Source organism: Providencia manganoxydans (assembly GCF_016618195.1).
GTDB classification, from domain to species: domain Bacteria; phylum Pseudomonadota; class Gammaproteobacteria; order Enterobacterales; family Enterobacteriaceae; genus Providencia; species Providencia manganoxydans.
Genome location: NZ_CP067099.1, coordinates 36,765 through 63,132, shown reverse-complemented (window position 1 = coordinate 63,132; position 26,368 = coordinate 36,765). Strand labels below are relative to the sequence as shown.

The 26,368-nt window shown below is 40.7% G+C and carries 25 protein-coding genes; 17 read left to right on the top strand and 8 right to left on the bottom strand.

The window, feature by feature from the left end; translation table 11 throughout:
- Positions 1-6 precede the first annotated feature (6 nt).
- On the bottom strand, positions 7-426 hold the full coding sequence (gene rbsD, locus JI723_RS00260) for a D-ribose pyranase (protein ID WP_070929799.1): 420 nt from the start codon (positions 424-426) through the stop codon (positions 7-9).
- Between the two features lie 417 nt (positions 427-843).
- Here rbsD and ravA point away from each other — a divergent pair, with 417 nt between their 5' ends.
- Together ravA and viaA are read left to right on the top strand one after the other, a co-directional pair.
- Positions 844-2,367 (top strand): ATPase RavA, encoded by a 1,524-nt coding sequence (gene ravA / locus JI723_RS00255; protein ID WP_140179975.1) that lies wholly within the window; start codon positions 844-846, stop codon positions 2,365-2,367.
- A complete protein-coding gene (gene viaA / locus JI723_RS00250; RefSeq protein WP_272580856.1) occupies positions 2,360-3,817 on the top strand; it encodes an ATPase RavA stimulator ViaA in 1,458 nt (485 codons plus the stop codon). The genes ravA and viaA overlap by 8 nt, the downstream gene beginning before the upstream one ends.
- 3 nt (positions 3,818-3,820) lie before the next feature.
- Here viaA and asnA read toward each other — a convergent pair whose 3' ends face one another.
- On the bottom strand, positions 3,821-4,813 hold the full coding sequence (asnA, locus tag JI723_RS00245; protein WP_272580855.1) for an aspartate--ammonia ligase: 993 nt from the start codon (positions 4,811-4,813) through the stop codon (positions 3,821-3,823).
- 161 nt (positions 4,814-4,974) lie between these two features.
- Here asnA and asnC point away from each other — a divergent pair, with 161 nt between their 5' ends.
- The 15 genes from asnC (at position 4,975) to glmS (ending at position 19,924) form a co-directional block, all read left to right on the top strand.
- Entirely contained in the window at positions 4,975-5,436 is a 462-nt protein-coding gene (gene asnC, locus JI723_RS00240) for a transcriptional regulator AsnC (protein WP_070929802.1), read from the top strand.
- Positions 5,437-5,527: 91 nt separating this feature from the next.
- The gene (gene mioC, locus JI723_RS00235; protein ID WP_272580854.1) at positions 5,528-5,968 is read left to right on the top strand and encodes an FMN-binding protein MioC; all 441 of its coding nucleotides are present in this window, start codon (positions 5,528-5,530) and stop codon (positions 5,966-5,968) included.
- A 379-nt stretch (positions 5,969-6,347) separates the two neighbouring features.
- Complete coding sequence (gene mnmG, locus JI723_RS00230) at positions 6,348-8,237, top strand: tRNA uridine-5-carboxymethylaminomethyl(34) synthesis enzyme MnmG (protein ID WP_070929804.1); 1,890 nt, start codon at positions 6,348-6,350, stop codon at positions 8,235-8,237.
- A 2-nt stretch (positions 8,238-8,239) separates the two neighbouring features.
- Complete coding sequence (gene rsmG / locus JI723_RS00225; RefSeq protein WP_140179967.1) at positions 8,240-8,863, top strand: 16S rRNA (guanine(527)-N(7))-methyltransferase RsmG; 624 nt, start codon at positions 8,240-8,242, stop codon at positions 8,861-8,863.
- Between the two features lie 602 nt (positions 8,864-9,465).
- The gene (atpI, locus tag JI723_RS00220) at positions 9,466-9,843 is read left to right on the top strand and encodes a F0F1 ATP synthase subunit I (RefSeq protein ID WP_070929806.1); all 378 of its coding nucleotides are present in this window, start codon (positions 9,466-9,468) and stop codon (positions 9,841-9,843) included.
- A gap of 33 nt (positions 9,844-9,876) precedes the next feature.
- Positions 9,877-10,695: a F0F1 ATP synthase subunit A gene (atpB, locus tag JI723_RS00215; protein ID WP_070929807.1), complete on the top strand. Its 819-nt coding sequence runs from the start codon at positions 9,877-9,879 to the stop codon at positions 10,693-10,695.
- Positions 10,696-10,740: 45 nt separating this feature from the next.
- A complete protein-coding gene (gene atpE / locus JI723_RS00210) occupies positions 10,741-10,980 on the top strand; it encodes a F0F1 ATP synthase subunit C (protein WP_004393045.1) in 240 nt (79 codons plus the stop codon).
- Positions 10,981-11,036: 56 nt separating this feature from the next.
- A complete protein-coding gene (gene atpF, locus JI723_RS00205) occupies positions 11,037-11,507 on the top strand; it encodes a F0F1 ATP synthase subunit B (RefSeq protein ID WP_070929808.1) in 471 nt (156 codons plus the stop codon).
- A 12-nt stretch (positions 11,508-11,519) separates the two neighbouring features.
- On the top strand, positions 11,520-12,053 hold the full coding sequence (gene atpH / locus JI723_RS00200) for a F0F1 ATP synthase subunit delta (protein WP_070929809.1): 534 nt from the start codon (positions 11,520-11,522) through the stop codon (positions 12,051-12,053).
- Positions 12,054-12,067: 14 nt separating this feature from the next.
- A complete protein-coding gene (gene atpA, locus JI723_RS00195; protein WP_070929810.1) occupies positions 12,068-13,609 on the top strand; it encodes a F0F1 ATP synthase subunit alpha in 1,542 nt (513 codons plus the stop codon).
- Positions 13,610-13,665: 56 nt separating this feature from the next.
- Positions 13,666-14,529, top strand: coding sequence for a F0F1 ATP synthase subunit gamma (atpG, locus tag JI723_RS00190; RefSeq protein ID WP_272580853.1), 864 nt, complete (start codon positions 13,666-13,668; stop codon positions 14,527-14,529).
- A gap of 34 nt (positions 14,530-14,563) precedes the next feature.
- Positions 14,564-15,946 carry a F0F1 ATP synthase subunit beta gene (gene atpD, locus JI723_RS00185; protein ID WP_070929811.1) on the top strand — a complete coding sequence of 461 codons (1,383 nt, stop codon included), beginning with the start codon at positions 14,564-14,566 and terminating at the stop codon, positions 15,944-15,946.
- A 21-nt stretch (positions 15,947-15,967) separates the two neighbouring features.
- Positions 15,968-16,393 carry a F0F1 ATP synthase subunit epsilon gene (locus JI723_RS00180; protein WP_070929812.1) on the top strand — a complete coding sequence of 142 codons (426 nt, stop codon included), beginning with the start codon at positions 15,968-15,970 and terminating at the stop codon, positions 16,391-16,393.
- Between the two features lie 126 nt (positions 16,394-16,519).
- Positions 16,520-17,890, top strand: coding sequence for a bifunctional UDP-N-acetylglucosamine diphosphorylase/glucosamine-1-phosphate N-acetyltransferase GlmU (glmU, locus tag JI723_RS00175; RefSeq protein WP_272580852.1), 1,371 nt, complete (start codon positions 16,520-16,522; stop codon positions 17,888-17,890).
- Between the two features lie 201 nt (positions 17,891-18,091).
- Complete coding sequence (gene glmS / locus JI723_RS00170) at positions 18,092-19,924, top strand: glutamine--fructose-6-phosphate transaminase (isomerizing) (RefSeq protein ID WP_272580851.1); 1,833 nt, start codon at positions 18,092-18,094, stop codon at positions 19,922-19,924.
- Between the two features lie 68 nt (positions 19,925-19,992).
- On the opposite strand, the gene JI723_RS00165 is transcribed toward glmS, so the two are convergent.
- The 6 genes from JI723_RS00165 to JI723_RS00140 are packed head-to-tail and all read right to left on the bottom strand — an operon-like array spanning position 19,993 to position 26,364.
- On the bottom strand, positions 19,993-20,403 hold the full coding sequence (locus JI723_RS00165; RefSeq protein ID WP_337979692.1) for a ParB N-terminal domain-containing protein: 411 nt from the start codon (positions 20,401-20,403) through the stop codon (positions 19,993-19,995).
- Between the two features lie 23 nt (positions 20,404-20,426).
- Positions 20,427-21,572: an ABC transporter substrate-binding protein gene (locus JI723_RS00160; RefSeq protein ID WP_272580847.1), complete on the bottom strand. Its 1,146-nt coding sequence runs from the start codon at positions 21,570-21,572 to the stop codon at positions 20,427-20,429.
- A gap of 8 nt (positions 21,573-21,580) precedes the next feature.
- Positions 21,581-22,768, bottom strand: a complete 1,188-nt coding sequence (locus tag JI723_RS00155; RefSeq protein WP_337979691.1) for an MFS transporter — start codon at positions 22,766-22,768, stop codon at positions 21,581-21,583.
- The gene (locus JI723_RS00150) at positions 22,765-23,934 is read right to left on the bottom strand and encodes an NAD/NADP octopine/nopaline dehydrogenase family protein (protein ID WP_337979690.1); all 1,170 of its coding nucleotides are present in this window, start codon (positions 23,932-23,934) and stop codon (positions 22,765-22,767) included. The genes JI723_RS00155 and JI723_RS00150 overlap by 4 nt, the downstream gene beginning before the upstream one ends.
- A 10-nt stretch (positions 23,935-23,944) precedes the next feature.
- The gene (locus JI723_RS00145; RefSeq protein WP_070929818.1) at positions 23,945-24,961 is read right to left on the bottom strand and encodes a PLP-dependent cysteine synthase family protein; all 1,017 of its coding nucleotides are present in this window, start codon (positions 24,959-24,961) and stop codon (positions 23,945-23,947) included.
- A gap of 8 nt (positions 24,962-24,969) precedes the next feature.
- Positions 24,970-26,364 (bottom strand): Y4yA family PLP-dependent enzyme, encoded by a 1,395-nt coding sequence (locus JI723_RS00140; protein WP_337979689.1) that lies wholly within the window; start codon positions 26,362-26,364, stop codon positions 24,970-24,972.
- Positions 26,365-26,368 lie beyond the last annotated feature (4 nt).

Below are 26,368 nucleotides of genomic sequence, written 5' to 3'. Positions count from 1 at the left end.
TACACCTCAGAAAGTCACACCAGAACAGAGAATTACATTGGCAAAAGGTGAACATTCCCCTGTTCTAATAACGGCTTTACTGTCGCGTGTTAGCTGTTTAAAGCTTTCATGGCTACAATATTCCACCTCTATAGCTTTTCCTTGAGTTAGCTCTAACGCTTTTAAATGTGTCAATATTGCCTGTTCCATCTGAGGATTAATGGTCGTAATTTCCCCTGCCAAAATCACTTTTTCTATCTGCATTTCCTGCGTTACCACATTCAATACAGACATAAAATCAGGTAAACCATGGGTGACTGCTAGATCTATTCGCTCAACTTGCTGAGGGATAGGCAGCCCAGCATCAGCAATAGTGATATGGTCTGTATGGCCTAACTTAGCAATCACTGACGTAATATTAGAATTAAGCAATATACCTTTCTTCATTGTTCCCGCCATTTCCTTGTTAGCGAAACGTTTCGCTAAACTTAATCATAGATAAAAAATTGAACAACTCAATCTTATTACGCAAGATTTGTGATCGCTATCGAAACGTTTCGTTGACAAAAAAAAGTACTAAAAAAATGAATGTATTGAATTAATTAAGGCTGAATCGTTTTTGTGATTAAATATAATATTGATAATTAGAAGTACAGCTAAGCATTCAATACGTGAGTTGCTTGAAATATAGATAAATATGCAACTAGAACGAGTAAATGAAGCCAGCAATGCTGTGATTTGAAATATAACGAACATATTAGCAATCAAAGAAAAATGACAAAATACGTTGCACTATTTGTCTTAAGATCGCTAACCTAGGGAATATATTGCCTAAGTAATAATTAAAAGCATCAAGGAAAAAACATGCAGCTAGCGGAACGAATTGCCCAACTTAGCAACTATCTTGAAAGTGGCTTATATGAACGCCAACATGCGATCCGTTTATGCCTACTTGCAACGTTAAGTGGAGAAAGCGTTTTTCTTTTAGGGCCCCCAGGTATCGCTAAAAGCTTAATTGCACGCCGCATGAAGTATGCATTCCGTCATGCTAATGCATTTGAATATTTAATGACCCGATTTTCCACACCGGAAGAGATCTTTGGTCCTCTCTCTATTCAAGCCTTAAAAGATGAAGGTCGCTATCAACGCCTAACAAAAGGTTATTTACCTGATGCTGAAGTCGTATTTCTAGATGAAATTTGGAAAGCAGGCCCTGCTATATTAAATACCTTACTGACAGCAATAAATGAGCGCAAATTTCGTAATGGCGATGGTGAAAGTAATATCCCGATGCGATTACTCGTCACCGCTTCTAATGAATTACCCGACGCAGATAATAGCTTAGAAGCTCTATTCGATAGAATGTTAATACGTATTTGGCTGGATAAAGTCCAAGAAAAACAAAATTTTCGTGCGCTATTAACCAGTAAATCATTACCAGATGATTCGTTAGTACCTGAACATTTAAAAATCAGCGATGATGAATATTATGAATGGCAGCAACAGATCCCCCAAATTACGCTGCCCGATCACTGTTTTGAGTTGATTTATCAGCTACGTCAACAATTAGACGCAACCGATAAACAACTCTATGTTTCCGACCGACGTTGGAAAAAAGCGATTTATTTGCTACAAGCCAGTGCCTTTTTTAATGGCAGGAATACCATTTCACCTCTCGATATTATCCTGCTAAAAGATTGTTTATGGCATGACATGCAATCAATGAATGCATTACCTCAATTACTAAAATCAATTCTGGAAGAGGATGGATGGCAGCAAAGAAAATTATCACGTGAAATGGAGATGCTCTATCAAGAATGGACATCATCAACTCAAGATCAAAACAACCAGAATGCTTTTAAAGTCAATAAAAGCACACCTATGTTTGCTCGACGTCCAACCTATACATTACCTGAAGATATTCAAGAAGGTCGCTTAACACTGTTTTTACACAAACCATTACAGCTGCATGATATGAAAGTGACCTTTATTACCACTGACAAAAAGCTGTTAACCCAATTTTTAACTAAAGGAACAACACTCTCAGCTCACCTAAATGGGATTGGCTTTGCACAAGAAATTGCTGCTGAAATTAATAATTTGAATCAAATACAATTACTTGATGTTAGCCATCAAACCTCAACGCTCTATTTACAGCAGTCAGCAACCCGTGTAGATAAAACTGACAACACTGTTTGGTTAGAAAAGCTTGATAAAATCCAACAAGATATCCAGTCAGCACGATATCAATTTGAAAAACAGCAACCTAATCTGTTTATAGAATCCTATTGGCTAGCAGGTATAGAAGGAAGCTTTATTAAACTTTCAGAAAAGCTGTCACAGTTACGTAATCAAATAACTGGCAAAGTGGCGGACAATAATGCTTAGTTTAGCCACGCTAGACTTATTGCTCTCAGTAAATGAAAGCCAACTAATAGAAGAGATTATTATATCTCTTCTCGCTACACCTCAATTAGCCGTTTTCTTTGAAAAACATCCGAGATTAAAAAAAGCATTGTTAAAAGATTTGTCTGAATGGAAAAAGGATCTCAAACAAAAGTTACAAGATGCGTTAGTTCCTGCTCAATTAACCGAAGAATTTCAGCTTTACCAACAATCCTTGGGTCAACCAACGACATTATTTTTTGAACAATTGCCCTCGCTAATTGAAAAGTTAGAGAAAATTGATTCGCCTTTTTATGCAGAGGCAAGCAAATTAAGTTCAGGAAAAATAGATAATCGTAGCGCTAGACAAAGCTTATTTATTCAGCGTTGGCGAATTAGCTTAATTTTACAAGTCACCACCTTACATAAAGAATTATTAGAGCAAGAAAAAGAGCAATTATTGGCTGAATTGCAACGCCGGTTGGCTTTAAGCGGCAACTTAGAAGAGATTTTAGGCGAAAACGAAAGAGCCGCAGGGCGATTATGGGATTTAAGTAAAGGACTCAATACCACTTCTGCTTATAACGATAAATTATTAAATCGTTATAGTGAGTTTTTACGCCAGCAGCCTGAATTAGAAAAAATTGCACAATTACTCGGTCGAAGCCAATCCGCCCGCTCATTACCTGAAGATAGCGTCCTTTTGGAACCGGTCACTATTATGGAAAAAGTCCCAGAAACTGTTCCTGAGCAAGTTGATGGTATAGGACAAAGTGACGATATCTTGCGATTGTTACCCACTGAGCTAGCAATGCTAGGGATAGAAGAAATCGAATTGGAGTTCTATCGTAAGTTACTGGAAAAACAACTCCTTACTTATCGTTTACAAGGAGAGAGTTGGCAAGAAAGGCATGTGCTACGCCCTGTCACTCATCATCAAGATGAAGAGCAACCAAGAGGCCCTTTTATTGTTTGTATAGATACATCAGGGTCAATGGGAGGATTGAATGAACGTTGTGCAAAAGCATTTTGCCTTGCTTTGATGAAGATTGCGCTAGCGGATAATCGTTCTTGCCACGTTATGTTATTTTCCACTGAAATTGTTCACTATGATCTACTCTCAGTGGATGGATTAGAGCAATGTATGCGCTTTTTACATAAAACATTTCGTGGAGGTACTGATTTAGCGGCTTGCCTTCAAGAAACAGTGAAAAGATTAGAGTCCCCTTCGTGGGCAGATGCTGATGCAGTGGTAATTTCTGATTTTGTTTCTCAACGTTTACCAGATGAGTTAGTTCAGAAAATAAAATCGCTACAAAAGGTAGGAAAATACCGCTTCCATGCGGTATCAGTCTCAAATTATGGGAAGCCCGGTATCATGAAAATATTTGATCATATCTGGCGCTTCGATACCGGGTTAAAAAGTAGATTACTGCGCCGTTTCAGTCGCTAGAGATTAAAGCATACCTGCAACTGATTCACGCATCTCAGGTGACCAAACACCACACTGAACCTGACCAATGTGCTGACGTTGTAGGAGAAGCATCACTAAACGTGATTGGCCAATTCCACCGCCGATAGTTTGAGGCATTTTGCCTTGAACCAATGCTTGGTGCCAATCTAGCTCCATACGTTTCTCATCACCTGTTAACCCTAACTGGCGAGTCAAGCATTCAGGGCTAACACGGATCCCCATTGAAGAAATTTCAAATGCATCTTGTAAAACAGGGTTCCACACAATGATATCGCCGTTCAAGCCTTTAAAGCCTTCTTCGTTTTCAGTAGTCCAGTCATCGTAATCAGGAGCACGTACATCATGTGCTTCGCCACTAGAAAGTTTACCGCCGATACCGATCAGGAAAACAGCCCCTAATTCTTTAGCAATCGCACGCTCACGGCCTTTCGCATCTAAATCAGGGTAACGTTGTAACAGCTCTTCACTGTGGATAAAGTGAATTTGTTCTGGCAGGAACGGTGCCAGTCCAAATTCAGTACTAATAGCGGCTTCTGTTTGTTTTATTGCCTGATAGATTTTACCCACTGTCTGCTTCAGATAAAGAAGTGTACGCTCCTCATCTGCCATCACTTTTTCCCAATCCCATTGATCGACATAGACGGAATGGATTGGTGTTAAGCGATCTTCGTCCGGACGTAACGCTTTCATATGTGTATACAGTCCTTGGCCTTGTTTAAAATCGAAACGACCTAATGTTTTACGTTTCCATTTAGCCAAAGAGTGAACCACTTCAAAGGTTGCATCAGGAATTGATTTCACTTTCACTTGAACGGCTTTTTCATGACCTGATAAGTTGTCCTGAGTACCATCACCTAAACGACTCAGGATAGGTCCTTGAACTTCAATTAAGCCAAGCTCTTTTTCAAGCAAACGTGAGAAATAAGATTTAACAAAGCTGATTTGCTGTTGTTGTTCGATAAATGATTTGTCCATTGTGTTCACCCATAATTTGTTAGCTGTGTTAGCCGATGTGTAGATTAAGCAACAAAATGGGGTATAAATTCAATATGCATCATTAAAAAAACACTTTATCGTTTATTTTATTTAAAAAAATAGGTATAAAAATAACAAATCGTTAAAATAGAGGGTTAATAATGCCTGAAAATTATCAAATCGATAATCTCGATCGTGACATACTTCACGAGTTAATGAAAAATGCACGAACCGCTTACGCCGAATTAGCGAAAAAATTCTCTGTTAGCCCAGGAACAATTCACGTTCGTGTTGAAAAAATGAAGCAAGCAGGGATCATTACCGGAACTCGCATTGATATCAGCCCGAAACAACTCGGCTTTGATGTCTGCTGTTTTATTGGCATTATTTTAAAAAGTGCCAAAGACTATCACACAGCGCTCAAAAAATTGGATGCTTTAGAAGAAGTGGTTGAGGTGTATTACACAACAGGCCAATACAGTATTTTTATCAAAGTAATGTGTCGATCGATCGATTCCCTTCAAGATGTACTTATCAACAAAATTCAAACGATTGATGAAATTCAATCCACAGAAACGCTAATCTCGCTACAGAACCCGATCATGAGAACGATTAGCCCTTAAAAAAAAATTTATATAACCACATTATCCACAGGTAGATCCCAGCTCATTCACAGCGTACAATAGCGCCTTAATATTGCTATTGGGAATCACCATGACAAAAGTAACCCTAATAAGTGGCAGCACAATGGGTAGTGCTGAATATGTTGCAGAGCATATGGCAGAGATCTTAGAAGAACTTGGCTATGAAACCGATGTGCAACATGGTCCTGATTTAGATTCACTACCTAATGAAGGCTTATGGCTGGTGGTGAGCTCTACTCATGGTGCAGGTGATCTCCCTGAAAGTATTCAGTCTTTCGCTGAAGAAATAGAAGCTCAATCACCTGATCTTAGCAATGTTCAATTTGGATCTGTTGGTATTGGCAGTTCGGAATACGACACCTTCTGTGGTGCGATCCATAAATTGAATGCTTTATTACAAGATCATGGTGCTAAAAAGATCGGAGAAACACTTGAAATTGATGTACAGCAGCATGAAATCCCCGAGGATCCAGCAGGGGAATGGGTTAAAATTTGGGCAAACGAACTCTGATTTGCTTAAAATAGCATCGATCGACTGTGGATAACTCTGGTAAGATCACGGTATTAACCCGTAGTTATCCATAGTATAAGTTTTAGGACATCCGTTGCCTGTGCATAAGTACCCTTTTTGATCCCAGCTTATACGCAAAAGGATCACGGATCATTCACAGTATATGATCCTTTACACTTTGATGATCTTTAAAGTGAATATTCAGTTATCCACAGATATCGATGATCCTAATAAAAGATCTAATAAAGAGATCTTTAAATAAAAAGATCTTTATATTATAAGGCACGGATCAACTGGGCTTGGTCTATCCTTAAAACTTGAGTAGAATTCCTCTCCTCAAATGCGACACTCAGCATTTTTCTAACGTTAAGGTTCACACATGTTTTATCCAGAGCAATTTGACGTCATCGTAATTGGTGGTGGTCATGCCGGCACAGAAGCAGCAATGGCAGCTGCACGTATGGGGCGTCAAACCCTATTACTGACTCACAATATTGATACATTGGGCCAGATGTCTTGCAACCCAGCCATCGGTGGGATCGGTAAGGGGCATCTGGTAAAAGAAATTGATGCACTTGGCGGCTTAATGGCAATCGCCACTGATAAAGCAGGGATCCAATTTAGAACCCTCAATGCCAGTAAAGGGCCTGCTGTTCGTGCAACTCGAGCACAAGCAGACCGTGTTCTTTATCGCCAAGCAGTTAGAACAGCTTTAGAAAATCAGCCTAACTTAATGATTTTTCAACAACCAGTTGAAGACTTAATTGTTGAGAACAATGTAGTCACAGGTGCTATAACCCGTATGGGTTTGAAATTTAAAGCTAAAGCAGTGGTATTAACCGTAGGGACTTTCCTTGACGGTAAAATCCATATTGGTTTAGAAAATTACAGTGGTGGCCGAGCTGGTGATCCACCTTCGATTTCTCTGTCTCAACGTTTAAGAGAATTACCGTTACGAGTTAATCGTTTAAAAACAGGAACACCACCACGTATTGATGCACGTACTATCGATTTTAGTCAATTAGGTCAGCAACTGGGTGATGACCCAATGCCAGTGTTTTCTTTTTTGGGATCTCAAGATCAACATCCACAGCAAATGCCATGCTATATCACGCATACTAATGAAAAAACACATGATGTGATCAGAAATAACTTAGATCGCAGCCCAATGTATGCGGGGATCATTGAAGGGATCGGCCCACGTTATTGCCCTTCGATCGAAGATAAAGTCATGCGTTTTGCTGATCGTGACACTCATCAGATCTTCTTAGAGCCTGAAGGGTTAACCAGTAATGAAATATATCCAAATGGTATATCCACCAGCTTACCATTTGATGTACAAATGCAAATTGTTCACTCCATGAAAGGAATGGAGAATGCTCGGATCGTTCGTCCAGGTTATGCGATCGAGTATGATTTCTTTGACCCTAGAGATCTAAAACAAACGCTAGAAAGCAAATTTATCAATGGACTATTCTTTGCTGGTCAAATTAACGGTACTACAGGGTACGAAGAAGCAGGTGCTCAAGGTTTATTAGCAGGTTTAAATGCTGCTCAATATGCATTTGATTTAGAAGGTTGGTTCCCACGTCGCGATCAAGCCTACATGGGGGTATTAGTCGATGATCTTTGTACTTTAGGTACAAAAGAACCTTACCGTATGTTCACCTCCCGTGCAGAATATCGTTTAATGCTACGTGAAGACAATGCCGATCTCCGCTTAACAGAAAAAGGTCGTGAACTAGGACTGGTTGATGATGTTCGCTGGGCTCATTTTAATCATAAAGTTGAGTTGATTGAAAAAGAACGCCAACGCTTAAAAGATATTTGGGTTCACCCTAAAGCAGAAGGGCATGATGAAATTGACCAAATATTGTCAGTTCCTTTGTCTAAGGAAGCAAATGGGGAAGATTTATTGCGTCGCCCTGAGATGGATTACCAAACACTAATATCGCTCAGTCGTTTTGCTCCTGGTATTACCGATCCTCAAGCTGCCGATCAAGTAGAAATCCAAGTCAAATATGAAGGTTATATCGCTCGTCAGCAAGAAGAGATCGAGCGTCAATTACGCAATGAAAATACGTTACTGCCTGTTGACCTTGATTATAAGCAAGTGAAAGGTTTATCGAATGAAGTTATGGCTAAATTGAATGATCATAAACCAACATCGATTGGCCAAGCATCTCGAATTTCAGGGATCACACCAGCGGCTATTTCTATTTTGCTTGTCTGGTTGAAAAAACAAGGTATGTTGCGTAGGAGCGCTTAACGATGAGTTTATTAGTACAACTAACTCGTTTAGCAAAACAAGCTAGTATTGAACTGACAGAGAAGCAATTACAACAACTTGTCGGATATGTTGAACTATTAGATAAGTGGAACAAAGCTTATAATTTGACATCAGTTCGTGACCCTCAACAAATGTTGATCCGCCATATTATGGATAGCATAGTGGTGAACGGTCAGCTCAAGGGAACATCATTTATTGATGTTGGTACAGGGCCTGGGTTACCTGGAGTCCCACTTGCTATTGTGCGCCCTGATTCACATTTTGTTTTATTAGATAGCTTAGGTAAACGAATTCGCTTTCTGAAGCAAGTGCAACATGAACTAGGGCTAACTAACATAGAACCGATTCAATCACGTGTTGAAGAATACCAACCCGATATCGGTTTTGATGGTGTGATCAGCCGTGCATTTGCTTCTTTGAGTGACATGTTGAATTGGTGCCACCATCTCCCTAGCTCTTCAGGAAAATTCTACGCCTTGAAAGGTGTGGTACGTGAAGAAGAGTTAGCGGAGTTACCTGATGGTTTCTTAGTTGACTCTGTCACTGAATTGAAAGTACCTGAACTTGATGAGCAGCGTCATTTAGTCATTTTATCCTTAAAATAAAGTTGCTTTGTATCAATAAAATTTTATCTTTTAGAGCTTTAGCAGTCGCATTTACAATGTTACTGCTATTTTTATTTTCAGCTCTATTTTATCAATTCGGATTTTACGTGATATTTACACGGTAATAACGAATAACTATCAAAAATAAACATTTGGAACTAAAAAATATCTCTAAATGGATATTTAGGATAAAACACAACTGTGCTTCTAATGATTAATAATGAAATATTTGATTTATTAAATCTTTTTTTTGATTAAAAATTATCGCTTTTAATTATTTGATTTACTGCTCAAATATTTTTTTTGTGTATAGCAAAGCGAAGAGCTGCAAATAAAGAACGGAATAATTATTGTGATATTAGTCACAAAAAAATGTTTGTGCATGTCGAGTCATTAACTATTTATTAATTATTATTGCGACATTTCTGCGCTATCTCGAAAAAATTAAATATTTATTCACCTTTTCGCTACTTACTGATTGAATTCATTTCGCCTGCCCGTATAATTTGCTCGTTTTTGTCTCTTGACACATTTAAGCAAAGGCAGTTTTATACAACACTTAGCGTTTCTGAGGCTGAGAACAGCTGGGAGTACAAAAAGTTATGTCTGTATCCCTTTATGACAACAAGCACGCGGTAAAGCTGTTGTCTCTTCAGCTAATAACTTTTGTTATCCTCAGTGGGGCTTTCTGTGCAAATAGTATAGAATGGGGGGCCTCTGCTCTTGCGGGTGGTTTAGCATGCTGGTTACCAAATATCGTATTTATGCTGCTAACCCACTTCCAGAAAGCAAAAGAAGAGGATGAACCTGTCCGCATTGCCTGGTTCTTTGCATTAGGAGCAGGGTTAAAGGTTGTGACAACCATAACTGTGTTAGTTGTTGCTTTCGGTGTGTTTAAAGCGTCATTAACACCACTGGGTTTGACCTATTTAGCGGTGCTAATTGTTCAGATTGTTGCACCAGCCGTTTTTAAACGGTAAGTATTTTTAAACTACAAAAGGGTAAGAGGCATCATGTCTGCATCAGGAGAAGTGATGACTACAAATGAGTACATAGGTCACCACCTGAGAAACCTTCAGTTGGATCTAAGTACCTTTAAGTTGGTCGATCCCCACGCTAGTCCAACGTTCTGGACGTTGAACATTGACTCGCTTTTTTTCTCGGTAGTTCTCGGGGCATTGTTCCTGTGGCTATTTAGAAAAGTTGCTGTCAATGCGACTAGTGGCGTACCCGGTAAGTTACAGACTGCAATAGAACTGATCATTGGTTTCGTTGATAACTCAGTCCGTGATATGTATCACGGTAAGAGCAAAGTTATTGCCCCTCTGGCTTTAACCGTGTTCGTCTGGGTATTTTTAATGAACCTTATGGATTTACTCCCTATCGATTTCCTTCCGTATATTGCTGAGCATTATCTCGGGTTACCTGCATTACGTGCAGTACCAACCGCAGATGTTAGTGTCACTTTATCGATGGCGATTGGTGTGTTTATCCTGATCCTCTTCTACAGCATTAAGATGAAAGGAATTGGTGGATTTACGAAAGAGTTGACTCTTCAACCTTTTAATCATCCAGTCTTTATTCCTATCAACTTAATTCTTGAAGGGGTAAGCCTGCTGTCAAAACCTGTATCACTCGGTCTGCGACTGTTTGGTAACATGTATGCAGGTGAATTGATCTTTATTCTTATCGCTGGTCTGCTACCGTGGTGGTCACAGTGGTTGCTAAGCCTACCTTGGGCTATCTTCCACATACTGATTATTACGCTACAAGCCTTTATATTTATGGTTCTGACTGTTGTCTATCTATCGATGGCATCTGAAGAACATTAATTTCACTATTAATATTGTCTTAACTGAAACAAACTGGAGACTGTCATGGAAAACCTGAATATGGATCTGCTGTACATGGCTGCTGCTATTATGATGGGCTTAGCGGCGATCGGTGCTGCGATCGGTATCGGCATCCTAGGTGGTAAATTTTTAGAAGGTGCTGCTCGTCAGCCGGATTTAATTCCTCTGCTGCGTACTCAGTTCTTTATCGTTATGGGTCTTGTTGATGCTATTCCGATGATTGCTGTTGGTCTGGGCTTGTATGTAATGTTCGCTGTTGCCTAACTTTTGTTACAGAACACTAAGAACATTAACTCATTAATTAACAAGAGGTATTGTCTGTGAATCTAAATGCAACAATCCTCGGCCAGGCTATCGCGTTTGTCCTGTTTGTTTGGTTCTGTATGAAGTATGTATGGCCACCGATTATGGCGGCCATAGAAAAACGTCAAAAAGAAATTGCTGATGGTTTATCTTCCGCAGAACGTGCTAAAAAGAACCTGGAACTGGCGCAAACCGACGCAACCGACCGACTGAAAAAAGCGAAAGCAGAAGCTCAAGTCATCATCGAGCAAGCGAATAAACAACGCAACCAGATGATTGAAGAAGCCAAAGCAGAAGCCGAAACAGAGCGTGCAAAAATCGTCGCACAAGCTCAAGCAGAAATTGATGCTGAGCGTAAACGTGCACGTGAAGAGCTACGTAAACAGGTTGCGATGCTTGCTGTCGCAGGTGCCGAGAAGATCATCGAACGTTCCGTGGATGAAGCTGCTAACAGCGACATCGTTGATAAACTAGTCGCTGAACTGTAAGGAGGGAGGGGCATGTCTGAAATCGCTACTGTAGCTCGCCCCTACGCCAAAGCAGCTTTTGACTTTGCTGTGGAAAACCAGTCTGTTGAAAAGTGGCAGAATATGCTGGCCTTCACCTCTGAGGTGACGCGCAATGAACAGGTTGGTGAGTTACTTTCTGGTTCTATTGCATCAGAAAGATTAGCTAAAACGTTTATCTCTGTTTGTGGAGATGAAATTGACGAGCATGTTCAAAATCTGATTCGAATTATGGCTGAAAATGGGCGTCTAAGTACGCTACCAGAAGTGCTGGCTCAGTTTATTCAACTGCGTGACGCTCTGGAATCAACGATTGAAGTTGATGTTATTTCTGCCAGCGAATTGAATGAACAGCAGTTAGCCAAAATTTCTGCAGCGATGGAAAAACGTCTGTCACGCAAAGTTAAGCTGAATTGCAAAATTGATAAGTCTGTTATCTCTGGAGTGATTATTCGTGCGGGAGATCTCGTCATTGATGGGAGTATCCGCGGTCGCTTAGATCGTCTAACAGACGTCTTGCAGTCTTAAGGGGACTGGAGCATATGCAACTGAATTCCACCGAAATCAGCGAACTGATCAAACAGCGTATTGCTCAGTTCGATGTTGTGAGTGAAGCTCACAATGAAGGTACGATTGTATCCGTCAATGACGGTATCATTCGTATTCACGGCTTAGCCGAAGTTATGCAGGGTGAAATGATCGCGCTGCCTGGCAACCGTTACGCAATTGCACTGAACTTGGAGCGCGACTCCGTTGGTGCTGTAGTTATGGGCCCTTATGCTGACCTAGCGGAAGGCATGAAGGTTAAATGTACTGGTCGTATTCTTGAAGTTCCAGTTGGCCGTGGCCTGCTTGGACGTGTTGTGAATACACTAGGTCAACCAATTGATGGTAAAGGCCCTGTCGAAAACGATGGCTTCTCTCCAATTGAAGTTATCGCTCCAGGTGTTATCGAGCGTCAATCCGTTGATCAGCCGGTACAAACTGGTTATAAATCAGTCGATGCAATGATCCCAATCGGTCGTGGACAGCGTGAGCTTGTTATCGGTGACCGTCAAACAGGTAAAACTGCTTTGGCTATCGATGCAATCATCAACCAACGCGATTCTGGTATCAAATGTGTTTACGTCGCTATTGGTCAAAAAGCATCAACTGTTGCTAACGTAGTTCGTAAGCTTGAAGAACACGGCGCACTGGCAAATACCATTGTTGTTGTTGCTACTGCATCTGAATCAGCAGCACTGCAATACCTGTCAGCCTATGCAGGCTGCGCAATGGGTGAATATTTCCGTGACCGCGGTGAAGATGCTCTGATTGTTTATGATGATCTGTCTAAACAAGCCGTTGCATACCGTCAAATTTCACTGTTGCTACGTCGTCCACCTGGACGTGAAGCATACCCAGGTGATGTTTTCTATCTGCATTCCCGTTTACTTGAGCGTGCTGCTCGTGTTAACGCTGAATACGTTGAAGCATTCACTAAAGGTGAAGTTAAAGGCCAGACTGGTTCATTGACAGCATTGCCTATCATTGAAACTCAAGGCGGTGACGTTTCTGCATTCGTTCCGACTAACGTAATTTCAATTACAGATGGTCAGATCTTCCTGGAATCTAACCTGTTTAACTCTGGTATTCGTCCAGCGGTTAACCCGGGTATTTCAGTATCTCGTGTTGGTGGTGCTGCTCAGACTAAAATTATCAAGAAATTGTCTGGTGGTATCCGTACTGCACTTGCTCAATATCGTGAACTGGCAGCATTTGCTCAGTTTGCTTCAGACCTTGATGATGCAACGCGTAAGCAGTTGAGCCACGGTCAAAAAGTAACTGAATTGCTGAAACAGAAACAATATGCACCTATGTCAGTAGCAGAACAAGCATTGTCTCTGTTTGCGGCAGAACGTGGATTCTTGGATGATGTTGAACTAGCGAAAATTGGTGCGTTTGAAGCTGCATTAGTTTCTTATGCACTGCGCGAGCATGCTGACCTTATGAAACAAATCGGCCCGGCGGGTAACTATAACGATGATATCGAAGCTAAGTTGAAACAACTGCTCGAATCATTTAAAGCAACCCAGTCCTGGTAATACTATTCGGCCCATGAATTTTTATGGGCCGTCTGGTTAAATAAGGAGAAGCAGAAATGGCCGGCGCAAAAGAGATACGTTCCAAGATCGCCAGCGTGCAAAACACGCAGAAGATCACTAAAGCGATGGAAATGGTCGCTGCGTCCAAAATGCGTAAATCGCAGGAACGCATGGCGGCCAGCCGTCCTTATGCAGAGACCATGCGCAGTGTAATTGGTCACTTAGCATTAGGTAATCTGGAATATAAACATCCATATCTCGAAGAGCGTGAAGTTAAGCGTGTCGGGTATCTGGTTGTTTCTACAGACCGTGGTTTGTGTGGTGGCTTGAACATTAACTTGTTCAAAAAACTATTAGCAGACATGAAAACATGGTCTGAAAAAAACGTTCAAGTTGATTTGGCTTTGATCGGTTCTAAAGCAGTGTCATTCTTTGGATCTGTTGGTGGCAATGTTGTCACTCAGGTTACAGGGATGGGTGATAACCCTACACTGTCTGATTTGATCGGCCCAGTTAACTCTATGCTACAAGCCTATGATGAAGGGCGTTTGGATAAACTGTATGTGGTGACTAACAAGTTCATCAATACAATGTCTCAAGAGCCGACTATTCTTCAATTACTGCCATTACCTGCAAGTAATGATGAGACATTGAAGAAGAAATCTTGGGATTATATATACGAACCCGATCCTAAGGCGTTGCTGGATACCCTGCTGCGTCGTTATATCGAGTCGCAGGTTTATCAGGGCGTCGTTGAAAACCTGGCTAGTGAGCAGGCCGCACGAATGGTAGCAATGAAAGCTGCTACTGATAATGGTGGAAACCTGATCAAAGAGTTGCAGTTGGTTTACAACAAAGCTCGTCAGGCCAGCATTACTCAGGAGCTTACCGAAATCGTTTCGGGTGCATCCGCGGTTTAACAGCTAGGTTTACGAATTACGTAGAGGATTCAAGATGGCTACTGGAAAGATTATCCAGGTAATCGGCGCCGTTGTGGACGTCGAATTCCCTCAAGATGCAGTACCAAAAGTGTACGACGCTCTTGAGGTTATGAACGGTAAAGAAAAATTGGTGCTGGAAGTTCAGCAACAATTAGGCGGTGGTGTTGTCCGTTGTATCGCAATGGGGACATCCGATGGTCTGAGCCGTGGTTTACAAGTAACAAACTTAGATCACCCAATTGAAGTACCAGTAGGTAAAGCAACGCTAGGACGTATCATGAACGTTCTGGGCGACCCTATTGATATGAAAGGTGATATCGGCGAAGAAGAGCGTTGGTCTATCCACCGCGCTGCACCAAGCTACGAAGAGCTTTCAAGCTCTACAGAACTACTTGAAACTGGTATCAAAGTAATGGACTTGATTTGTCCATTCGCTAAAGGTGGTAAAGTTGGTCTGTTCGGTGGTGCGGGTGTTGGTAAAACAGTAAACATGATGGAACTTATCCGTAACATCGCGATTGAGCACTCAGGTTACTCAGTATTCGCAGGTGTTGGTGAGCGTACCCGTGAAGGTAACGACTTCTATCATGAAATGACCGATTCTAACGTTCTTGACAAAGTATCACTGGTTTACGGACAAATGAATGAGCCACCAGGAAACCGTCTTCGCGTAGCGTTGACTGGTCTGACTATGGCTGAGAAATTCCGTGATGAAGGCCGTGATGTTCTGTTGTTCGTGGATAACATCTATCGTTATACACTGGCAGGTACAGAAGTATCCGCTCTATTAGGTCGTATGCCATCAGCAGTAGGTTATCAGCCAACGCTAGCAGAAGAGATGGGTGTTCTTCAAGAACGTATCACTTCGACTAAGACTGGTTCTATCACCTCTGTACAGGCTGTTTACGTACCTGCGGATGACTTGACTGACCCATCACCAGCAACAACCTTTGCTCACTTGGACGCAACAGTGGTTCTGAGCCGTCAAATCGCATCTCTGGGTATTTACCCTGCGGTTGACCCTCTGGATTCTACTAGCCGTCAGCTTGATCCACTCATCGTTGGTCAAGAGCACTATGATGTTGCACGTGGCGTTCAGTCTATCCTTCAGCGTTACCAAGAGCTGAAAGACATCATTGCAATCCTAGGTATGGATGAATTGTCTGAAGAAGACAAACTGGTTGTTGCTCGTGCTCGTAAGATCCAGCGCTTCCTGTCTCAACCATTCTTCGTTGCTGAAGTCTTTACTGGTTCACCAGGTAAGTTCGTTTCCCTGAAAGACACTATTCGTGGCTTCAGCGGTATTCTGAACGGCGATTACGACCACCTGCCAGAACAGGCGTTCTACATGGTTGGTACCATTGAAGAAGCTGTGGAAAAAGCGAAAAAGCTTTAATCTGGCTGACGGGAGGTTGATATGGTAGCTGCAATGACATACCACCTGAAAGTTGTCAGTGCTGAAAAACAGATGTTTGACGGTCTGGTACAAAAAGTTCAGGTGACAGGCAGTGAAGGTGAACTGGGTATTTACCCACAGCACACCCCTCTGCTGACTGCCATAAAACCGGGCATGGTACGTATTACTAAGCAGTTTGGTGAAGAAGAACTAATTTATCTCTCCGGCGGTATTTTAGAAGTTCAACCAAATGGTGTTATCGTACTGGCTGATACAGCTATCCGTGGTAAAGATTTAGATGAAGCCCGTGCGCTGGAATCTAAACGCAAAGCGGAAGAACATGTCCGTAAAGCTCACGGTGATGTTGATTATGCTCAAGCATCGGCAGAGCTTGCGAAAGCAATAGCGAAACTTCGAGTGATCGAGTTAACTAAAAAGCTGATGTAATGACGGCAGTATAAAGAAAAGCCAGTCGGTTAATCCCTGACTGGCTTTTTTATTTGTGCGAAATATGTAGTATTTTATGTAGGAAATAGGTTTACTTTCATCCCAAAGTTGGAGTTTCAGGAAATTATGACTGTGCAAAGAAAAAGTGTCGTCATTCTAGCTGCTGGTAAAGGCACTCGAATGTATTCAGAATTGCCTAAAGTCCTGCATTTATTGGCAGGAAAATCAATGGTTCAGCATGTTATTGATACCGCTAAATCTGTTGGGGCATCAGACATCCACCTTGTTTATGGTCATGGTGGTGATTTACTGAAAGAAAAATTGGGTGAGCAAAACCTTAATTGGGTATTGCAGGCTGAGCAATTAGGTACGGGCCATGCAATGCAACAAGCAGCACCAAACTTCCAAGATGATGAAGATATCATCATGCTTTATGGTGATGTTCCTCTGATTGCTCAAGATACCTTAAAACGCCTTGTTGATGCTAAGCCGGAAGGTGGTATTGGCTTATTAACGGTTATTTTAGATAACCCAACAGGCTATGGCCGCATCATTCGTGAAAATGGTGAAGTTGTTGGTATTGTTGAACAAAAAGATGCAACTGAAGAACAACGTCAGATCCAAGAAATCAATACTGGGATCATGGTTGCAAGTGGTAAAGATTTTAAACGTTGGTTAGCGCAGCTTGATAATAATAATGCCCAAGGTGAATATTACATCACTGACATTATTGCTTTAGCGCATAAAGAAGGTAACAAAATCGAAACCGTTCACCCTAGTCGCCTCAGTGAAATGGAAGGTGTTAATAACCGTTTGCAACTTGCTGCTCTTGAACGTATTTATCAAAAAGAACAAGCAGAAAAGCTATTACTTGCGGGTGTGATGTTAATTGACCCTGAACGTTTTGATATTCGCGGTACCTTAACGCATGGGCGCGATATTATCATTGATACTAACGTTATCATCGAAGGCCATGTCACTTTAGGCAATAACGTACATATCCAGTCAGGCTGTATTCTTAAAGATTGTGTGATTGGCGATAACTCAGTAATTAGCCCTTACTCGGTGATAGAAAACTCTGAATTATCGGCGGAATGTACTGTTGGTCCTTTTGCTCGTTTACGTCCAGGTGCTAAATTGGCAGCAAAAGCACATGTAGGCAACTTTGTTGAAATGAAGAATGCCTCGTTAGGCTTAGGTTCTAAAGCGGGTCATTTAAGCTATCTCGGTGATGCACAAATTGGCGATAACGTGAATATTGGTGCAGGTACGATTACCTGTAACTACGATGGCGCTAATAAACACAAAACAGTGATTGGTGATGATGTATTTGTTGGTTCAGATACGCAATTAGTTGCTCCTGTTTCCATTGCTAATGGTGTAACTATTGGTGCTGGTACAACGGTAACCCGTGATGTGAATGAAGGCGAACTCGTTGTGAGTCGTGTTAAGCAAGTTCATATCAAAAACTGGCAACGTCCAGTGAAGAAAAAATAAAAAATTTTAGGGGGAGATTATGTTTCTCCTCCGTTAGTTCTAGCCATATTTGAAATAATTCAGGGTGTAGCTAGAACGCGGCATGAATATATAAATAATAAACCCCACTCTCTACAAAGGCTCGGGGCGCAGCAAAGCTGCAACAACAATCAGGTAGCGACATCATAAGGGCAGGAGCCCTTTGTTTAGGAATTAATTAATATGTGTGGAATTGTAGGTGCTGTCGCACAACGTGATATCGCAGAAATTCTAATAGAAGGCCTTCGTCGCCTTGAGTATCGTGGTTATGACTCTGCGGGTATGGCTGTAGTTGACCATGAAGGCCATCTTCAACGTTTGCGTGAAGTTGGTAAAGTTCAAATGCTGGCGGAAGAAGCAGAAAAAAATCCAGTATCAGGCGGAACCGGGATCGCGCATACTCGTTGGGCTACACATGGTGTTCCAAGCGAACGCAATGCTCATCCTCATACTTCTGGTTATATTGCTGTTGTTCATAACGGCATTATTGAAAACTACTTAGAACTGAAGGATGAGTTAAAACAACTTGGTTATGTGTTTAGCTCTGAAACAGATACTGAAGTGATTGCTCACCTTGTTCATCATGAGCAGCAAAAAGGTGGCTCTTTAGTTGAAGTGGTTCAGCGTGTTATTCCTCAATTACGTGGTGCTTACGGCACCGTGATCATGGATAGCCGTACTCCTGAATTATTAGTGGCGGCCCGTTCGGGAAGCCCATTAGTGATAGGTCTGGGTGTTGGTGAAAACTTCCTAGCATCAGATCAGCTTGCTTTATTGCCAGTTACTCGCCGTTTTATTTACCTTGAAGAAGGGGATGTTGCTGAAGTTACACGCCGTACAGTACGTGTATTTGATCAGCAAGGGGAAGCGGTTGAACGTGAGCAAATTGAATCAAACGTTCAATACGATGCAGGTGATAAAGGTGTTTACCGTCACTATATGCAAAAAGAGATCTATGAACAACCAATGGCAATTAAAAACACCCTAGAAGGGCGTTTTAGTCAAAGTAATGGTATCGATCTCAGTGAATTAGGCCCTAAAGCAGCTGAAATTTTATCGCAAGTTGAGCATATTCAAATTGTTGCTTGTGGTACCTCTTACAACGCTGGAATGGTTGCTCGTTACTGGTTTGAATCTCTAGCTGGTATCCCTTGTGATGTGGAAATCGCTTCTGAATATCGCTACCGTAAACCTGCCCATCGTAAAGGTAGCTTGATGATCACACTTTCACAATCAGGTGAAACAGCTGATACATTGGCGGCATTACGTTTATCTAAAGAATTAGGTTATTTGACGTCTCTTGCGGTGTGTAACGTATCAGGTTCTTCATTGGTTCGTGAATCAGACTTTGCACTCATGACTAAAGCAGGTGCAGAGATTGGTGTTGCTTCAACTAAAGCGTTTACTACACAGTTAACTGTGTTGCTGATGCTAGTGGCATATATGGGACGCATTAAAGGCGGTGATCCTGCATTAGAGCAAGATATTGCTAATGCTCTGCATGCATTACCTGCACGTATCGAAAGTATGTTATCTCACGATAAAGTGATTGAAGCGCTGGCGGAAGATTTTTCTGATAAAAACCATGCTTTGTTCCTTGGTCGTGGTGAGCAATACCCAATTGCGGTTGAGGGTGCGCTGAAACTTAAAGAGATCTCTTATATTCACGCTGAAGCGTATGCGGCAGGTGAATTGAAGCATGGCCCTCTAGCGTTAATTGATGCGGATATGCCAGTCATTATAATCGCGCCAAACAACGAACTGTTAGAAAAATTAAAATCTAACATTGAAGAGGTTCGCGCTCGTGGTGGCTTACTATACGTATTTGCTGATCAAGATGCTGGTTTTGAGGAGAGTGAAAATATGAAAATTATTCCTCTACCTCATGTTGAAGAACTGATTGCCCCAATTTTCTATACAGTGCCTCTACAGTTGTTGTCTTACCATGTTGCATTGATTAAAGGTACTGATGTTGACCAACCACGTAATTTGGCTAAATCGGTAACGGTTGAGTAACTTCTTAAATAATATGAATAAACCAAATCCGATTATGCAGCTGAGCGCATAATCGGATTTATTTATATTTACAGCCTTTTTAGTAGGTCTAAATTTACATTAATTGTCGGTAAGAATGGCGAAAAATGATGTTTTGTTGTTTTATAAGGCAATAGCTTGTTTTGATATAAAATGGCTTCAAAAATTTTTTGTATATCATAAGGTTTATCAGAGTTTTGGTAGTTAACTTTGACTCGGTTATCTTGGTAACTCAGTAATATACAAGGTAATAGCGACAAATTTAGTTGTTTAGCGACTTGGTAGCGATGGTTGCCATCCATAATAATACCTGTGTGTATTTCACATGGAATTGGTGTTGTCCAAGTCCCGTCACAGGCAATTTTGTGACTCAGATAATCAATATGCCGTTCATCTGTTTCTTCTGATGAGCAAAGAAATTGTATTGGTTTTAATTCAATATGGTAGGTATTGCTAGCCATAACATCACCCTCCTTAAAAAAAGCTACTTATTCTCTAAGCTTACAAAGTATCCAGGTTCATAAGGAATAGATAAAAATTTTTCATAGAATATTTTAAAAGTGTCATCTGCATTTAAATCAGCAAATATCTCTGGATGGATCCAGTGTGCGAGCTGCTGTATGGCAATAAAATCGTAAGGGCTATTATAAAATTGATGCCAAATAGCATAAAACTGTTGGTTTTTAACTGCATTACTGCCGGTATAAGCCGGTTTTTTTAAGTATTTCTCTAATTTTATTTTGGCTGCATTGAGGTCTTCATTGGGGCCTAAGCCAATCCAATCTCCTTCAGGCATAAACTTTGAAAAATTAGCACTGGTAATAACAATTTTATCTGGATCTGCGACAAGTACTTGTTCAGGGTTCATCATGTAGAATGTGTTAGGGGCATTTTTTGCACCAATATTGTCACCGCCAGCAAGCGAAACAAAGCGGCCAAAATTACCATCACCAAAAGTAAGGCAACATTCATCGGTATAACCGCCAATGCGTTCAATAAAAACTCTGGGTTTCTTTGGGGTGTTCTTTGCGAGTACATCACTAACTCGCTTTAATTGCTGTTCTCTAAATTCAATAAATTGCTCTGCGATTTTTTCTTCACCCCATAAAGCACCAAATAAGCGCATGGTAAGTGGCGTATTGTTTGATGGGTTATAGCGAAAATCAACATAGATAACCGGAATACCTGCTTTCTGTAATGCCTTATCGTGCCCTTGTTCTTCAATTGCAGTTTTTGCTTCGATATTCATAATGATGACATCTGGTTGCAAAGCTAACGCATGTTCTATGTTCAAAGAGCGTTTTTCTGTCCCACTGAATGTTGGGATATTTTTGAGTTGAGGAAAATGCTGACTATATTGACGCCATGTTGCAGGATCAGAAGTTTGCAGGTCGTTCCCCATTGCAACAATCCGTTTTGCAGGATTCTCTTTATCTAGCATGGCAACAAGATAAAGCATGCGGCCTTCGCCTAAAATGACTTTATTTACTGGAACGTTGACAGTAACTCTTCTATTTAAAATATCAGTAACAACAATAGGCTTTGCTGACGTGGCCGTAGAGAATAGCAAGGTAAAAGTAAACAATAACAGAGAGATTATTTTGCTAGATAGCTTATGTTTTCCTTTCATATTGTCCCTTATTTATGAGAATGTTTTATCAGTAAAATGATTGCAATTAAGGATGCGATATAACTAATTGAAACATAATAAAAAAGCCAATCTATTCCAGGAAATAGAATAAATATGCTTCCTAAGGCAATTCCTCCTATAGAGGCGAATTGATTGATACTTTGTGATAAACCAAGTACATAGCCTTGATATTCAGAAGATGTAGCAGAAGAGATTAATGCAGTGAGTATTGGTGTTGTTGCACCAAGTAAAATCCCCCAAAGCAAATACAGTAAGGCGAATCCCCAGATTATAGGGGTTATTGCTAGACCAATAACAACAATGATGCAGGCAAAGGTAATCCATTTTAAACGAATCAATGATACAGTTATGGATTGAAATTCGAACCATTTAGCCCATCGTTGGGCTGAGAGAATAACCCCCATAGCTTGTAGACCATAAATCAATCCAATAACCCAATAATCTATTGAGTAGGTATGATTAAGGTATAATGAAAAACTGGGGAGAGTGATCATTCGACTCATTAATAAAAGCCCCATTAACAATATAAGATGTTTCACTATTTGTTGAGGGCGGTATTTTTTTGAGTTGTTAGATGATTTTTTTGCCTGCATCACTGTATTTGTTTTTTTATCTGAAGGTAAAAAAACAAATACAGTGACAGCACAAACAGCGCAGAGTAGCCCTGCAATCATATTGATCCAAAAGAAATTGAGATAATCTAAGATTAACCCACCACACAGTGCTCCCAGTAAAGATCCGATATTTGTAGAGACTTGCAGGAAGGCAAAAAGTTGTGTTCGCTTTTTAGGCTCGGTGACTGAAACGCCATAAGCTTGAGCCGGAGCAATATACCCTGCGCAAGCTCCTTGCACAGTTCTCAATAATAAAATTAGCCAAGGGTCGTTACAAAATGATAATAAAATTTGGGTAATTGCTAAGCCAAGCAATGCACGGATCATCATTGCTTTATTACCCATTCGATCACCCATTCGCCCCCAAAATGTACTGGTTAACATGATCCCAGCCATTGGCGCGACATAAACCATCGTCAAAGCAAAAGACAATAGCCAATCTGAGCTATTATTTTGTAAATGAATAGGCCAAAAAGGCCCACTCATTTCCATCGCTCCCATTGAAATAAGTTGGATACCAAATAAGAACCCGATAATCAGATGGCTTTTCAGTAAATTCACTGTTTGTTCACCTGATATTGGGATAGATTTAGTTTACTGAAGGCTGGATGAGGAATGCTAGGATCTAGCCCTAGATAGCTCATACACCAGTTATATATTTCATTTGTATAAGGGAGCGGAATATTGAGATGCTCACCTATACGAACCAGTAAACTTAGCCCATAAGCAATATCTTCTTGAAATACTCGATGTTGTTTATTAAAAGCCCAACCATTTTGCTCACACTTTATTAATGGTAATTGGATCCCATGATAGGCTTCATTGGTACGCAGGATCGACCAAAGTGTTTTTGTGTCACCAATTTGGTTGGGATAGACTTCGCGTAATTCATCAATTAAGGATTTTACTGTAGCTAAAGAAATACCTGCGCAATTGACTAAATGTCGGCAAATAGCGAGTCGTTCTTCATCGCAACGCTGTAAATAATAGGCACTAAGTTCAGTGCAATCATTCCACCAGCAGATAGGCGATTCAAAATAGCTATTATGCCATTGAGCGTATGGGCCGATTAGCCCATAGATCACTGAGCTATGCATGATGGGGTTTGCTGGTGTTAGCGTAATTTCTAAATAATTATCGAGAATACTAATAGGAGCTGAATATAGCCTTGATAACCATTCATGAAGTCGCTTCTTATTGGTTTGATTTTCTCGATGATGAAAAGCAATAAATAATGCCGATTTTTCACCACCGAAACAGATTTTGACCCCAGGCTCTAACCCCCATGCAATATGAGGGACATCTTTCATTCCCCAAATCACGATATTAGGATTATCTTTAAAAAACTGTTCAGCAAGCCAGTCAAAGCCATTGATCCCAGGAATAGCCCCAATAAAAACAGTTTTATCAGAAGATAAATAAGGAGAGATAAAACGTAACCAGTTTGTTTGGCGGTGAGAAGGAACAGTAAGAATAATAATGTCGGCTTCAGGTATCACCTGTTGTGGTGAATGGGTTATTAGCTCTACAGGATAGTTTTTTATCTCGCCATTATTGTAATGAACGGACAGGATATTATTTTGTTGCTGGTGGCGTTCAACTGTTGTGGTATTTTGGGTGAGTAGTGATGCTTTTATATTAGGATATTGACTAAACAAAGCTACAGCAAGGTGGCCTGTTTGACCTCCACCACAAATCACTATATTAAGATGTTTGTCTTTGGACATCACTTCCCCCTTAGCTAGCTTTCTCTAATGAAATCGTATTAGTGAGCCAATAATTAAGCTGGTGAGATATATCAGGTGAGATCAGATTTCGAGCGCTGAGCCACTGCTCATTGAATACGGTGTTAAGGTATTTTTCACCGCCATCGGCAACGATGACAACAATATTACCGTGAATAGTATCGTTATTAATGAACTCTAAAGCTTTATAAACAATTCCGCCAGTTGAGCCTCCGACTAACAAACCATATTGGCTAGCAAGATATCGTGCCGTTTCAAATGCTTGAATATCTGAAACTTGTGCATTATGGTCAATACAGCTGTAGTCTAGTACTAACCCAACGACATCCCCTTCAGGGGTTCCTGTTCCTGATTGATAATAAGGTTTTCCTTGATGCCCAAAAACAATGGATCCCTCTGGTTCAACAGCAACTGTGATAGTTTGTGGATTATGTGACTTTAATCCTTGGGATACACCTGTTATTGAACCACCGGTACCAACGCAGCCTACATAAGCATCAATTCTGCCAATTTGTTCTATCAGTTCACAAACTAATGCAGCATAACCACCTGAATTTGCTGCATTGTCAGATTGATTCATAAATGTTGCATTGGGGAGCTGAGATGCGAGTTCATTCGCTAGGCGTTGGCGTTCGACAACAGCCACTTCATTTTCCTGATAGTTGCCTGTGACATAACGGATTTCAGCACCTAATGCTTTCATTATTGCGATTTTGTCAGGGGAGGCGTGATGATCAACAACAGCAATAAAATGCAAACCAAACTCGATGGCAGCAAGTGCAAGGCCTATTCCAGTATTGCCTGATGATGATTCTACGATGGTGCTTTTAGGTTTAATTTTTCCAGACTTAAGGCCAGCTATGACCATATTGCGAGCCATTCTGTCTTTCATACTTCCGCCGGGATTGTTCTTTTCTATTTTAAAAAATAGGGCACTTTTCTTATGGGGAATTGCAATACGTAAAATGGGCGTATTGCCTATCAAATCAGTGATTTTGCTGTAGATCATAAGCTTACCTATTTAGTGTCTTTGAAAAAGATAAACTGCCCAACATTGTTTTCCTGTGCATATAACCGACAAGGTATTGGGTGTCGATGAAATTGATTTTCAAGCAAATCCATTTGATATCCCGCAGTATTAACGAATCCTAATAAGTCACCTGCTTGGGGAAGGTTATTAAATAAAATAAGCCTGTGAGTAATAACGTCATCTTCTAAACAACTATGTCCCGCTATCCAAGCTCGGATAGGTTGTTGTTTTGCGTGCTTAGTAACAATATGAAAGGGGTCGATTAAAAACTCAGAGTTAAACCATGTTTCACAGGCGCTAAAACTACTGCCTTCAACAAATATAATAGGGTGTTTGGATTGCTGGCAGGTACGCACTACTCGAAATAGAGTGATAGCACTTTGATCGACAAGGCTACGGCCAGGTTCTATCGTTAGTGTGATATTTAGCCTATTAATGTATTGGGCTATAGTCTCATTATCCGTACATTGGCTTGTCAGTAAGGCGTTAAGCCATTGTTCGGCGGATTGTTCACTACCATAAGGATAAAAATCGGCTGGAATACAGTGATTTTGATAAGTTTCAGTAGTTTGATTATTAATCCAAGTTTGATAGTGTTCTGTTGGGACATATTGAATCGGTAGCCCACCTCCGATATCGATAGTTTGGATGTTAAGCCCTAATTGTTGGGATAATTCAATCAGTGGTAATATTTCGTGAAAAGCTTGCACCCGTGAGGTTAGTGTATAGCCACCTAAATGGAAGTGAATACCTTGCCATTGTAATTGATTATGTTGTTTAACTAATTTAAGAGCACTAACAAAAGCTGGGTATTTCATACCAAATCGTGAATGGCTTGAATGCGGTTGATAGCGCAATAATATTCTTGCTTTACGTGAATGAGATCCTAATAAACGCAGAATATCGTGTAGCTCTTCAAGGGAATCTACGACAATCAGCGAATGATGTAATATAAGTTGCCAGAGGAAATCATCTGTTTTGGCGGGCCCTGTCGCGCAGAGTTTTTCAGGTGAAATACCGTATTGGTAAGCGTCTCTCCATTCATGGAGGCTTGAAACATCAACGCCAATATTTTCTTCGATAGCTGTTTTGAGTAGGATATTTGATTGATTAACTTTTACGCCATATAAAATGCATCCTTTCACGTGATGTTCTTGAAAAACGGCTTTCAATTTTAGGATATTTTGTTTCATTGTATGAGGAAAAACTAAGTTCAATGGTGAACCATACCGCTTAATCAAGCCGACAAGCTGTTCATTATTAGCAAAACATAATTGATGAATTAGAGGATCCATAATAGGAGGAAGCTCTATTGGGGCGATTGTTTTTGCTGATAAAAGAGTAACAGTTGAGATATCGACTAAGCTAGTTTGATCCACCATGATT